Origin of the sequence: Methanolobus profundi (assembly GCF_900114835.1) — an archaeon.
GTDB classification, from domain to species: Archaea; Halobacteriota; Methanosarcinia; order Methanosarcinales; family Methanosarcinaceae; genus Methanolobus; species Methanolobus profundi.
Map to the genome: position 1 here is coordinate 376,913 of NZ_FOUJ01000003.1, position 12,726 is coordinate 389,638.

Here is a 12,726-nt window from a genome sequence, read left to right on the forward strand (position 1 = left end):
AATGGCAAAACGTGAACCTTCAATTAATACAGAGAACTTTACAGCAGTTCAGCTTATGGAGCTTGACTCATGCAGTCGCTGTGGCGAATGTGTGGAATGGTGTCCAACATACGATGCATCCGGACAGGATCCCGGACTTGCACCAAGGGACAAGATCCTCAGGTGGAGAGAGTACATGAACAAGTCCTACGGACTTCGTGCAAAGCTCTTTGGTCCAAAAGCAATTCCAGAAGAAGAGATCGAGCAGTTCAAAGACGATGTATACGGCTGTACAACATGCGGTATGTGTGCAACGGTCTGTGAATCAGCTATCAACACAGTAGAACTCTGGGAATCCATGCGTGCAAACCTTGTAAAGCGTGGAAACGGTCCATTCGGTAAGCAGGGTGCTTTCCTCAAGCTCATCGGAGAGTACAAGAACCCTTACATGGAAGACAACAAGAACAGAACCAACTGGTTCCCTGAGGACATCAAGGTCGAAGACAAGGCAGAGATCCTTTACTTCGGAGGATGTACCGCAGAGCTCAAGCAGAGAAAGCTTGCACTGGCAACAACACGTCTGCTCAACAAGCTTGACATAAAGTTCACAATGCTTGGCGAAGACGAGATATGCTGTGGTTCAGCACTTATCAGGACAGGTCAGTACTTTATCAACGACACTGCAAAGGTCAATGCTCAGAAGAACATCGACAACATCAAGGCAAAGGGTGCAAAGATCGTACTCTACGCATGTGCAGGATGTTTCAGAGCATCACTCATCGACTGGCCAAGACTTACCGGAAAGGAACTTCCATTTAAGGTAATGCACATCACACAGTACCTTCAGGGCCTTATCGAGAAGGGAGAGATCAACTGGGAGAAGTCCATTGACAAGACCGTCACATACCACGACCCATGTCACCTTGGACGTCACGTAGGTGTCTTCGAACCACCAAGAGCTGTACTTGAAGCAATTCCAGGTATTCAGTTCATTGAAATGGAAAGGATCGAAGAGAACCAGCGCTGCTGTGGAGCTGGCGGTGGTGTGAAGGCAGGTATCCCTGACCTTGCACTCGGTGTCGCTTCAACACGTGTCGAAGATGCACTTGCAACAAAAGCAGAACTTCTTTCAAGTGCCTGCCCATTCTGTAAGAGAAACCTCAGTGACGGAAGGGACGCAATAGGCGCAAAGGAACTTGAAGTTGAGGACGTTGTCGTTCTTGCTGCTGAAGCAATGGGAATCGACCTCAGCGACGCACCAGAGTGATCCCCATCACTCTACTTTCTTTTTATTTTTAGGGCAAGTTGAATATATCTGATCGTACAATTTACTTTTCTCATGCAAATCCCATATGAATTACTTGGCAAGGTCTTCATATTGCTGGCATTGGCTGCACTGATAGTGCTTGGAATAGCATTATTGCTTGGTGCATACAGTTTCAGGAAGCACAGGATATTGTTCCCAAATTTTGTCCTGTTCATACTCTATCTGTTCTACGGTCCTGCAAAATGGATATGCAGGGTATTTGGCATCAAGGACACCCTTGTTGATGAGATACTTGTAGAGGTCAGAAATGCCGTAATGCTTGAAAGGTTCAAGAAGATCAAGAACGGAAGAGTAGTATTTTTGCCACAATGCCTCAGACATCCAAATTGCAAAGCACGTTGTGATCCCGTTGTCGGATATGAATGCAAGATGTGTGGGCTCTGCGATATAGGGACCATATGTGAAGCTGCAAATAAAAGGGATTTCGAGGTATATGTTATCCCCGGAGGAAGCTTCGTCAAGAAGATCATAAAGGCCCACCGACCTGAAAGCTGTATCGGAGTAGCATGTTACCCGGAGCTTGCAGAGTCAATGCAGGGAGCATCACCATTTATGATAGTACAGGGAGTTTCTCTTTTGCAGGATGGATGCTACAATACAAAAGTAGATGTTGACGAGGTCATAAGGAAGATGGAGGAATGCGATGTATAGGACTATCGGAATACTTGTCACTGGCATATTCATAGTATCTGTACTGCTTGCAGCACTTGCACTTGCAGTAAGCCGTATCAGCCTTAACAGGCATGTATGGCTTTCAGGATTCTTTGCAGGCATACTTGACTTTTTCTACATGCCTCTGAAATACTTCTTCTATAAGTTCTCAGACCCACGTATCCTTGACAAGTGGATGGTATCCCTGAAGAATATTTCCAACAGGAACGATTTCAAAAAGACAACAAAGCGCATGATAATTGCACCTCATTGTATGCGGGCCATGGACTGTCCGGCATCATCCAAAAAGACAGGCATACAGTGCATCTCCTGTGGGAAATGTATCTTTACCAGACTAAAACAAGATGCAGCGAAATATGGATATGACCTTTACATTGTTACAGGTTCATCATTCGTGAAACATGTTCTCAAGGAAAAAGACTATGATGGTGCTCTGCTTATCGCCTGCGACTATGAATTGAACAAGGTGATGATGGGATTAAAAGGGAAGAACCTTATCACATATGGCATACCCATGCTCAACGACGGATGTTTCAATACAGAGGTTGAATACGAGGAAGTAATTGAGACACTGGAACTGCTTTCCAGTTGAATTTCTAATATATGGTGTCACAGATGTATGACCTTATGATCATTGGTGGAGGACCTTCAGGTTCGTCTGCCGGAAGGATAGCTGCAAAGAACGGACTGAAGACACTTTTACTGGAAAAGGAAGAGTTCCCCCGATACAAACCCTGCGGAGGAGCACTATCCGAACATGCGATGTCATATCTTGACTTTGAAATACCCCGGGATATCATAGAAAGAGATATCCATGGAGGAAGATTCCGCTTCGGTGACAAGGATGTCGAGTACTACAAGGACCTTCGGGTATCTGTTATAGTCACAAGAAGTATTTTTGATAATTTCCTGCTTGAAAAAGCAAAAGAAGCAGGTGTTGAAGTACATTGCAAAGAAAAGGTCAGGAATATCTCACAGAATGGAGATCATGTCAGTGTGACAACTGCCACCGGAACATATGAAAGCAGATATGCGATCATTTCAACAGGTTCTCAGGGTACTTTGAAGAATATAGTTCGAAGACCTGACAACAAGGAAGAATATGGTGTTTGCCTTGTTACAGAGATCCAGCGGACCGATGAAGAAGTTGATAATTACATAAAGGATGCTCTGGAGCTTCACTTTGGGATCTCCGGCCTGGGATACGGATGGATATTCCCACACAGAGGATACTTCTCTGTCGGTTCCGGAAGCGTTATGGCTAAACACCTTCCAGACCCAAAAAAAGCAATGCTGGATTACCTTGAACTTAACGGATTCACAGGAGAGTACAAGCTCAACGGACATGTGATACCATGTGGAGGCCACAAGAGGAAACTGGTGAAGGACAGGATCATCCTCAGTGGAGATGCTGCCGGCTTTGTTGATGCATTTACAGGAGAAGGATTAGCCTATGCGATAAGATCCGGGCAGATCGCAGCTGAGACCATTTCCCATAACCTGAAGAATAAAAAAGACATCAAGCACCTTATATCATACGAAAAAAGATGTCACTCCGAATTTGGAGAGCACTTGAGATACTCTCTTCTGGTTGCGAAGTTCATGCACAGATATCCAGAAAAAGCATTCAATGCATTAATAAGTAAAACTGATATCCTTGACATGTTCGTCGAGGTGGTCATATATAATAAGACCTACAAAGATCTCGTCAAATGGTTAATACTCAACTTCAAATTTGGCTGGTTGAGAAAATAAGAGTATGTTGAGTGAGGAGAGTAAGCTCCCTTCTGTTGATGCAATACATTCATCCCGCCTGGCAGGATGATGCGCTCCGAAGAGCTGCATTGACGGCATTCGGCTACGCGTACACAAACTTCGGGAATGGTCTAAACAACCATTGCCCCCTACTTCCGACTTGCACCCACGAGGATTCGCCGTTCCATCCGCGATCCATGCGACCTCAGCTTTTCAGCATCATAGCATTAACATGGTACGGTATCGTTTCTGTGCCAGCATGCGCCGTGCGCATGAGTTGCAAAGCAACTGCCCAGGCTCTCGCCAGATGCCCTTCACAGGCATTCGTGTGTTTAGAAGGTGGGGAGACTTTCCTCAGGTCAAAAGACCCGGCGGCCGTCCTTCCTCTCTCAGACACAGACAGTATATTCAACTGATATATATCTTGTGATAACGAGATGAATAACATCAGAGCTCAATTCTAAGCTGTTCTGTTTAATAACTAATTAAAAATTACAACAGCTTTTTAAAATACAATAGCATACTAAATTACTTCCCTATAAACCATAATATTTATAAATGATCCAATGAAACGTTTATCTGGTTGGCATGAAATATAAAATATTTCTAGTGGCTGGTATCACTATATTGACAGTAATGCTCTTGTTCCTGTTCTCAGGTGCAGTTGCCGGAAACGAAGCAGGACTGCTCGCAGATAATGGGATCGCCACATCAGAACATGGATATGGTACACTCTTACTTGGCATAGGGATCCCGCTAATAATAGCTACACTTTATGTTGTTGCGAGATCAAAAAAGAGTGGACCTTTGTAAAAAAGAAGGAAAATTGTTCTTATCAAAGCTTGAGCACACCACAGCCGCAGCCACGGTTAAGCAGGTAGTCAACTTTAGAGATGATCTCTTCCTGATGGAAGTCTGATAGTTCATCGAACTCTTCCTTGTGCTTATCCATCACATGTTCGATCATTCTTTCCTTAGCTTTTTTAGGATCGTTGTCTATTACAATGAAATCATCATTGAACCCAAGGTCCTTGCATCTGAGTATATGTACTATGATAAAACCTCCCTGAATAAAGTAGAAACTCCTGATTTATTAATTTATGTTTCAACTGCTGAAAATAGAGGTGTTATCGCCGTACTTCAAATGAAGAACGACGCACCGATAACAATGAACAGGATACCTGCAGCTGTAGAGATAGTCCTTTTGTTGATCCTCTCCATGAGCATCTTTCCAACATATACAGCCATCGAGGAAAGAAGCAGCAATGCTAATATGACACCTATGAACACAAGTACAGGATCATACTGTGTGGCAAAAAGAGCTGATGCAAGCTGGGTCTTATCACCCATCTCAGATACCAGTATAAGACCAAAACCAGAAATGAAAGGACTTTTAAGTTCATATGTCCCATCATCGTCATCATCTTCTCTTTTCAAAAGAGTTGTCAGACCAAAGATAATGAACAATATGCCTGCACCTATGCGAACATAATCCATAGGGATCCGATTTGCGATAAAATTCCCAAGGAGGATCGCAAGACCATCTGTCACGATAAATGCCAGCATTACCCCTGCAAGCAATGATGTATACTTCCTTGTCTTTGTGGACAGGACAAGAACTGCAAGCTGGGTCTTATCACCAAGTTCAGCAAGCCCCACTAACAGAAATGGGATGATGATGTCCGATATCATGTGAGATACATCACCAACTTAGTATTTAAAATATCCCGGATAGCCATGCCTCTGGAATTATCATGAGCGAACAGAGAACTAAGGAATGGATCAATGGCCATCCCAGGATACATATGCAGCATACATGTCAGGGCAAAATATATATTTATAATTAATATCCAAATTATCAGATACACAAATACAAATAAATACTAACAGTAGGCAAGAGGCTGCTGAATAGCGATATTAGCACCAAATATACACTGGAAAATAAGAAACTTTATATAAATGCACAAGCCAACCGTTATCCTACTATTACTATCCAGATGGTTAGGAACAGGGCGGAGGTAGGAAGACCGGCCTGTAACAATAGTATTATAGAATAGAGGAAGTGACAGCATGGGTAACCTTAGGCAACCAAATGCAAATGATGCCACTCAGACCTTTAACAGGTCCAAGAGTGTAGTACCGATGTCAGGGCTCTGTACACGTTGTGTGGACGGATGTCGTGGAAACTGCGAAATATTCAAATCTTCTTTCAGGGGACGTGAAGTACTGTACCCCGGACCTTTCGGAGAAGTGACCGCCGGTGCGGACAAGAACTATCCGATCGATTACTCACATCTGAACATACAGGGATATGCCGTTGGAGCTATCGGCATGCCAGAGGATATGGTACCGGGACCTGAAACAGCGAGGTTCCCAAATGTCAGTACTGAGACCGAGTACGGCTGGAGTAAGAAAGTAAAGATGAAGGTCCCCATATTCACAGGAGCACTTGGTTCCACAGATATCGCAAGGAAGAACTGGGAACACTTTGCGATCGGTGCAGCAATTTCAGGTGTCACCATCGTATGTGGTGAGAATGTATGTGGTATCGATCCCGGCCTTAAAAGAGGTGGAGACGGACTTGTTACCGAATCCCCGGAAATGGACCGTAGGATCGAGCTTTACAGGAAGTTCTATGATGGCTACGGTGAAATGCTGGTCCAGATGAATGTAGAGGACACGAATCTCGGTGTTGCAGAATACCTTTCAAGCAAGCATGAGATGGATACGATCGAACTCAAATGGGGACAGGGTGCAAAATGTATCGGCGGAGAGATCAAGGTAAGAGATCTTGACCGTGCCATCGAGCTCAAGAAAAGAGGGTATATCGTAACCCCCGACCCGGAACTGGCATCGGTACAGGAAGCATACAAGGTAGGTGCTATAAGGGAATTCGAGAGACACTCCAGACTTGGTTTTGTTACTGAAGAGGGATTCCACGCAGAATGTGACAGGTTAAGAGACCTTGGTTTCAAACGTATAACCCTGAAGACCGGTGCATACTCCATGGCTGAGACAGCAATGGCCATTAAGTACAGCTCCGATGCAAAGATCGATCTGCTCACCTATGACGGTGCTCCTGGTGGAACAGGAATGAGCCCATGGCCAATGATGGAGGAATGGGGAACGCCAACATTCTACCTGCAGTCACTGGTCTATGAATTTGCAGAAAAGCTCAGTGCAAAGGGCAAGAGAGTACCTGACCTTGCAATGGCCGGTGGATTCTCCACTGAGGATGGGATCTACAAGGTAATGGCAATGGGTGCACCATACTTCAAGGCAGTATGTATGGGACGTGGACTCATGATCCCTGGAATGGTAGGCAAGAACATCGGAAAGTGGCTTGAGGATGGCGACCTTCCAAAGACAGTGTCTGAGTTCGGACACAGGAAGGAAGAGATCTTCGTGCACTACGAGGAACTCGAAGAGCGTTACGGAAATGAGATCAATGACATACCACTGGGTGCCATCGGTATCTATTCCTATGCTCAAAAGACAAAGGTCGGTCTGCAGCAGCTCATGGCTGGTTCCAGGAGATTCAACACATCTACACTCTCACGTAAGGATCTCATGGCACTTACAGAAGAAGCAGCAAAGATCTCCGGGATATCTTATGTGATGAATGCCTACAGGGATATTGCAGAAGAGATACTTGACGGATAAACAAAATGAGCATGTAAGTGTAAACTTACATCCCTTTTTTTATTTTTGAATGATAAACATCATTCATTAAAAATTAAATATAAAAGAAGTTGCTCAATCCTCAACTTCCAATGCCTGGATTATGTCGTGAACTGTAAATTCACCTTTGGCAACCCTGAGCACCATGGGATAGATGAAAGAACAATCATCAATTGCATTCCAGCGTTTCTCCCCAACAGTCCTGATAACCTCATCCATTACCTTGCCGCACTCATTACAATATTTTGTTTCACTTTCAATACCACAAACGATACAGTTCATGAATTTACCTCCACATTTTTATCTACCACAGGGTTGAATCTATGGTTATTTGAAATGTTTGTATTGATAGTATATAGTCTTTGAGTTACAGAGAAATGAAAGTATACATAACAACACCCTTTAGAGATAGCTTATCTTTACGATATCTTTTAGTAGATTAGCATAACAACATCAAATAGACATTTTTCCCGGGGGTACATTAGTTATGCAGAACAATATCGAAAGAATCCACTTTGACAGCATGAATACATGTAACATGTGTATGATGGAGCTGGAGAATGTTTATGAGACGCTTGTCCTTTCTCCTGAAGAGATAGATCTGCTCGATATGCCAAAACGTACCTTCACCGTACATTTTCCGGTCCATATGGACTCAGGTGAAACAAAGATGTTCATCGGCCACAGGGTCCAGTACAATGATGCCAGAGGACCTACAAAGGGCGGCATCAGATACCACCCTGAACTTGACCTGGATGGACTAAAGAACCTTGCATTTCTGATGGCTATCAAATGTGCCCTTGTGAACATACCCTTTGGCGGATCAAAAGGTGGCATTATCGTTGATACGAAGAAGATAAGCAGAGGAGAACTGGAGCGCATAACAAGAGCTTACGTCCGCGAGGTCTCGGACATAATGGGCCCGTTCAAAGATATACCGGCACCTGATGCATATACAGATGAGAGGGTCATGGTCTGGATACTGGATGAGTTCGAACGAATAAGAGGAAGGCATGTTCCTGCTATTGTCACCGGCAAGCCGATCGAACTGGGTGGCAGTCAGGTAAGGAGAATTTCCACGGCACTGGGAGGGGTCTATGTACTTGAGGAAGCATTACAGACGATCGAACAGGAAATGAGATCCCCCTGTGTAGCTATCCAGGGCTTTGGGAATGTTGGCAGGAACGCTGCAAAGATACTTCATGAAAAAGGATACCGGATCTGTGCCATCAGTGATTCCAGTGGTGGGATCCGTAATGTGAACGGTATCGACATACTCAAGCTCATGGAACACAAGGAACAGACAGGATCTGTACTTGGTTTCCCTGATACTACAGAGATAAGTAACGAAGAACTGCTAGTATCCGATTGTGACATACTTATCCCGGCAGCCCTTTCAAAGCAGATAGGAAAGGATAATGCAGCAGATATAAAGGCAAAGATAATACTTGAGCTGGCAAATGCGCCTACGACCCTTGAGGCAAGCAGGCTTCTGGCGGAAATGGGCATAATGGTGATACCTGATATTCTGGCAAATGCTGGCGGAGTGGTCGTAAGCTATTTCGAATGGATACAGAACCTCAACCAGGATTACTGGAAAGAAGAAAAAGTACTGGAGAGGCTCAAGTATACAATGACGACAGCCTTTGCAAATACGCACAATATATGTGCCGACGAAAAATGCAGCATGAGAAAAGCAGCTCTGCAATTTGCGGTCAGGAGCATATTGCATGCTGAAAGGCTAAGAGGGAATCTGTAACTGATAAAGCGTTATATTAATAATAGAACCAGCCATTATTCAGCGACATATATGACCGATAACACAATTGATATTTACCTGAGGTAAAAACGTGTCTGATGATCTATTCAATATTAAGGTAGGAGATATCTCTTTTAGGAATCCCATTGCACTTGCGCCAATGGGTGGAGTGACCGATAGTAGTTTTGCTAACGAGAAAGCAAAGGATGCAGGGCTTGTGATACTTGGAGGATACAACCTCGATGAAGCAACACAAAAGGCAGCATCTGAGATCGTTGCAAGGGGCAGAGAGGAATTCGAGTCAGAAGAACCACTGAAGCTCATCGAAAATGAGATCAATGCAGTAAATCCAGGACCTGTTGTAGCAGTTAATGTCAGGAGCACAACAGTTGAGCCACTCGTTGAAGCTGCAAAGGTTGCTAAGGAAGCAGGTGCGATCCTTGAGATCGATGCACATTGCAGACAGAAAGAAATGACAGATATCGGTACAGGACAGGCATTGCTTGCAGACCTGCCAAAGCTCTGTGACTGGATAGGTCAGATAAAGGAAACAGGAGTAACACTCTCTGTCAAAGTACGTGCCAATGTAGTGGATGATATAGAACTTGTACAGCAACTCGAGAACGCTGGTGCTGATATACTTCACCTCGATGCAATGAAAGAAGGTGCAGGTGCCGATCTTAAGCTCATAAAGGATATCCGTGACTCTACAAGGATGTTCATCATATGCAATAACTCCGTGACTGATATCGATGCTGCAAAGGACATGTTCTCAAGAGGTGCTGAAATGGTATCTGTTGCAAGAGGAGTCCTTGAGAATGACGGTCTTATCACCAACCTTGTGAATATGATCTCAGCTCAGCAGGAAGATGTTGGATGGTACAACGCACCAAAACATGTTTGCAGAGGAGAAGGAGACCTCAGAGGACTTGCTTTCTGTTGTATGCCTGTAAAACCATGCCCTGTTCATAATGTGATCGATAAACTTGGATACAACGCACAGGAATTTGCAGATACCAAGATGGAATTTGCAAAAGGAACAATGCTCGAATATGGGGACAGTACATGCTTTGGCAGCCTTGTATGGTGCTGTAAGATCTCAAAGCCATGCTATCTCAGGGATGGAGTTCTGGAAACACTCGGTGTTTCAGATTCCGAATACATGAACCTCAAGAAAGAGCTTGCTGATCACATACTTGACCATGCTAAAAAGCCTGTCAACGCTAAGAAATAAACAGACATGAAAGATGCACTTTATACAATAGACAGAGGACACTATCCTCTTGCAGCCTATGTTGCACGCTGTGCTCAGCTTGCCATGTGCCTGGAAGTATCAGCCTATCCAAAACCTGGAAACGTTGACAGGCATGATGACTATGAGGATACACGTTACGAACATTTCCTCAGCTCAGCTACAGCTGTCTATCCTGTTATAGAGGAAGCATCATCGAACACGAAAGGTGTTGGCAGGTTCATCAAAAAGGCTGCCACCGAGAGTGTGAACTGGCAAAGTGGTGGTAACACACACTTTGGAGCATTCATTCTGCTCGTCCCACTGGCAATGGCATGTGGAGAGATATTCGAAGAAGACGAGACCTTTACGATCCAGCAACTCATAGAATGTGCATACAGGATCGTAAAGAATACTGATACCACCGACTCGGTTAACTTTTACAGTTGTTTCGATGCAGCAGGGGTAAAGGTGAACCCTGTTGACGAGTTCGACCTCCAGAACAGTGAAGCTATCGATGAGCTTAACGAGAAGGATATGACCCTTTACAAGCTCATGGATGTTGCCAGAGGTTACGACATCATCGCCAATGAATGGGTAACCGGTTTTAAGAGATGTGCACAATGTGCTGAGATCATCATCGACGGGATGAACGGACTGCTTGCTCCTAAAATAGAAGCAGACATCAACAATATCACAGTCTATACATTCCTGAAGATACTTTCAGAGAACGAGGACACATTCATCAGCACTAAAACCGATACCGAAACAGCACTGGAAGTATCAGCAAAAGCAAAGGCAATAGTAGAAAAGATATATACTAGCAATGAGAACTTTATTACTGCATTACCTCTAATAGAGGAACTGGACAGAGAACTTCTTGAAAAGAGAATAAATCCGGGATCCACAGCTGATATTGTTATTGCCGGTCTGTTCATTTCACTGCTTACAGGAGTCAGATCCTAATGCTTAAGAACCTGAACCTTGATGATTTTGGTATTTATGAAGGCATATCAGAGACAATAGTCACAACCAATCATGGATGGACACCTAATGCTGCTCCCATGGGTATCATACGCAAAAAGGACAAGCTTTTTCTGCGTTTGTTCAAAGGTTCAACTACCTACAAGAACGTTCTTTCCGAGAAGATGATCGTTGCAAATATAACATGGGACCCTATCGTTTTTGTGAATTCTACTTTTACAGACCTTGAGGACTCTGATTTTGAAACAGAACACTTCAATGGTAAGAATTTAGTCTCACTAAAAGAAGCACAGTGCTGGATAGCTTTTGAGTGCACCAACACAAAGCTCACATCAGAGGCAATGGTCACAGAGCTCATACCCATAAGGACACATATCGACAAATGTATCCTGAGAGCTCCTAACCGTGGTCTTTTCGGGGTCATCGAAGCATGCATACATGCCACCAGATACCAGCTCACAGGCGAGGACAAGTACCTCAGACTGATAAAGGCATACGGTGACATCGTGGAAAAATGCGGCGGAGATGACGAGAAAGAGGCAATGAAGTTGCTTTACGCTTATCTCTGATACTCAATGAAAAGAGTATTAATAAGAAAAGAACTATTTTTCCCCTATGACAAAAACGATAGCATGGGGAATTACCGGAGCAGGCCATTTCCTTACATCCAGTTTTGGGATATTCAGCCAGATAAAAAGTGAACATGATGTCAGAGTGAATACTTTCCTTTCCAGTGCAGCCGAAGAGGTTGTCAGAATGTACGGACTGGAAGATGAACTGGAAAAGATATCCTGCGGTGAATATCTGGAAGAGGTATTCCTTGAGACACAGCAAGGAAAGAGCTGGCCAAAGACCGGGCGTTTTCTGCTTGACAAATATGATGCACTTATCATCACCCCTGCAACATCAAATACCGTATCCAAAATTGCACACGGTACCGCAGACTCACTTGTCAGCAATGCAGTTGCACAGGCAGTAAAAGGAGGAGTGCCTGTCTATGTCGTCCCTGTAGATATAGCAGGTGTTGTCATATCGGAACTTCCGTTCGGCATCGCAAGGGAGCTTTGCCAGAAATGTGACCCATGTCCGCCCAGGGATAACTGTCCCAACAATGCGATCACAGACCAGATCGATCTGCTCAAATGTACCGGATGTGCAATATGCAAAGATCTCTGTAACTTCAATGCCATCAAAGGCGGACCTGTGGAACTGAAAGTAAGGGATATCGATGCAAGGAACGTTGAGATCATCAAAGAACTTGAAGGTATAACTGTACTTGAGAAACCAGAGGATATACTGGATATACTTAAAGATATACTGTGAACATACAGTTCATCT

At 44.1% G+C, this 12,726-nt stretch carries 14 protein-coding genes and 1 other RNA gene; 11 read left to right on the forward strand and 4 right to left on the reverse strand.

Annotation, left to right across the window (positions count from 1 at the left end; translation table 11 throughout):
• The first annotated feature begins 1 nt into the window (after nt 1).
• The 4 genes from BM008_RS09170 (at nt 2) to BM008_RS09185 (ending at nt 3,733) form a co-directional block, all read left to right on the forward strand.
• Nucleotides 2-1,246 carry a (Fe-S)-binding protein gene (locus tag BM008_RS09170; protein WP_091936250.1) on the forward strand — a complete coding sequence of 415 codons (1,245 nt, stop codon included), beginning with the start codon at nt 2-4 and terminating at the stop codon, nt 1,244-1,246.
• Nucleotides 1,247-1,318: 72 nt separating this feature from the next.
• Entirely contained in the window at nt 1,319-1,957 is a 639-nt protein-coding gene (locus tag BM008_RS09175; RefSeq protein WP_091936251.1) for a DUF116 domain-containing protein, read from the forward strand.
• Nucleotides 1,950-2,570: a DUF116 domain-containing protein gene (locus BM008_RS09180; RefSeq protein WP_091936252.1), complete on the forward strand. Its 621-nt coding sequence runs from the start codon at nt 1,950-1,952 to the stop codon at nt 2,568-2,570. The genes BM008_RS09175 and BM008_RS09180 overlap by 8 nt, the downstream gene beginning before the upstream one ends.
• 23 nt (nt 2,571-2,593) lie before the next feature.
• The gene (locus tag BM008_RS09185) at nt 2,594-3,733 is read left to right on the forward strand and encodes a geranylgeranyl reductase family protein (protein WP_091936358.1); all 1,140 of its coding nucleotides are present in this window, start codon (nt 2,594-2,596) and stop codon (nt 3,731-3,733) included.
• A gap of 9 nt (nt 3,734-3,742) precedes the next feature.
• Here the strand turns inward: BM008_RS09185 and rnpB are convergent.
• Nucleotides 3,743-4,124: RNase P RNA component (gene rnpB / locus BM008_RS09190), an RNA gene on the reverse strand.
• Between the two features lie 197 nt (nt 4,125-4,321).
• On the opposite strand from rnpB, the gene BM008_RS09195 reads away from it, so the two are divergent.
• A complete protein-coding gene (locus BM008_RS09195) occupies nt 4,322-4,546 on the forward strand; it encodes a hypothetical protein (protein ID WP_091936253.1) in 225 nt (74 codons plus the stop codon).
• A gap of 22 nt (nt 4,547-4,568) precedes the next feature.
• Here the strand turns inward: BM008_RS09195 and BM008_RS15230 are convergent, their stop codons facing one another.
• Complete coding sequence (locus BM008_RS15230) at nt 4,569-4,700, reverse strand: hypothetical protein (protein ID WP_281246273.1); 132 nt, start codon at nt 4,698-4,700, stop codon at nt 4,569-4,571.
• Nucleotides 4,701-4,873: 173 nt separating this feature from the next.
• Nucleotides 4,874-5,425, reverse strand: coding sequence for a TMEM165/GDT1 family protein (locus tag BM008_RS09205; RefSeq protein WP_091936255.1), 552 nt, complete (start codon nt 5,423-5,425; stop codon nt 4,874-4,876).
• A 378-nt stretch (nt 5,426-5,803) separates the two neighbouring features.
• On the opposite strand from BM008_RS09205, the gene BM008_RS09210 reads away from it, so the two are divergent.
• Nucleotides 5,804-7,396 carry a glutamate synthase-related protein gene (locus BM008_RS09210; protein WP_091936256.1) on the forward strand — a complete coding sequence of 531 codons (1,593 nt, stop codon included), beginning with the start codon at nt 5,804-5,806 and terminating at the stop codon, nt 7,394-7,396.
• Nucleotides 7,397-7,489: 93 nt separating this feature from the next.
• Here BM008_RS09210 and BM008_RS09215 read toward each other — a convergent pair whose 3' ends face one another.
• Nucleotides 7,490-7,696, reverse strand: a complete 207-nt coding sequence (locus BM008_RS09215) for a hypothetical protein (RefSeq protein ID WP_091936257.1) — start codon at nt 7,694-7,696, stop codon at nt 7,490-7,492.
• Between the two features lie 205 nt (nt 7,697-7,901).
• Between BM008_RS09215 and BM008_RS09220 the strand changes: the two genes are divergently transcribed.
• The 5 genes from BM008_RS09220 (at nt 7,902) to BM008_RS09240 (ending at nt 12,711) form a co-directional block, all read left to right on the forward strand.
• Nucleotides 7,902-9,173, forward strand: coding sequence for a Glu/Leu/Phe/Val family dehydrogenase (locus tag BM008_RS09220; RefSeq protein WP_091936258.1), 1,272 nt, complete (start codon nt 7,902-7,904; stop codon nt 9,171-9,173).
• A 91-nt stretch (nt 9,174-9,264) separates the two neighbouring features.
• Nucleotides 9,265-10,407 (forward strand): methanogenesis marker 9 domain-containing protein, encoded by a 1,143-nt coding sequence (locus BM008_RS09225; protein ID WP_091936259.1) that lies wholly within the window; start codon nt 9,265-9,267, stop codon nt 10,405-10,407.
• 6 nt (nt 10,408-10,413) lie between these two features.
• A complete protein-coding gene (locus BM008_RS09230; protein WP_091936261.1) occupies nt 10,414-11,370 on the forward strand; it encodes a triphosphoribosyl-dephospho-CoA synthase in 957 nt (318 codons plus the stop codon).
• Nucleotides 11,370-11,957 carry a DUF447 domain-containing protein gene (locus tag BM008_RS09235; RefSeq protein ID WP_091936263.1) on the forward strand — a complete coding sequence of 196 codons (588 nt, stop codon included), beginning with the start codon at nt 11,370-11,372 and terminating at the stop codon, nt 11,955-11,957. The genes BM008_RS09230 and BM008_RS09235 overlap by 1 nt, the downstream gene beginning before the upstream one ends.
• Before the next feature lie 46 nt (nt 11,958-12,003).
• Nucleotides 12,004-12,711, forward strand: a complete 708-nt coding sequence (locus tag BM008_RS09240) for a dihydromethanopterin reductase (acceptor) (protein WP_091936265.1) — start codon at nt 12,004-12,006, stop codon at nt 12,709-12,711.
• Nucleotides 12,712-12,726: the final 15 nt, after the last annotated feature.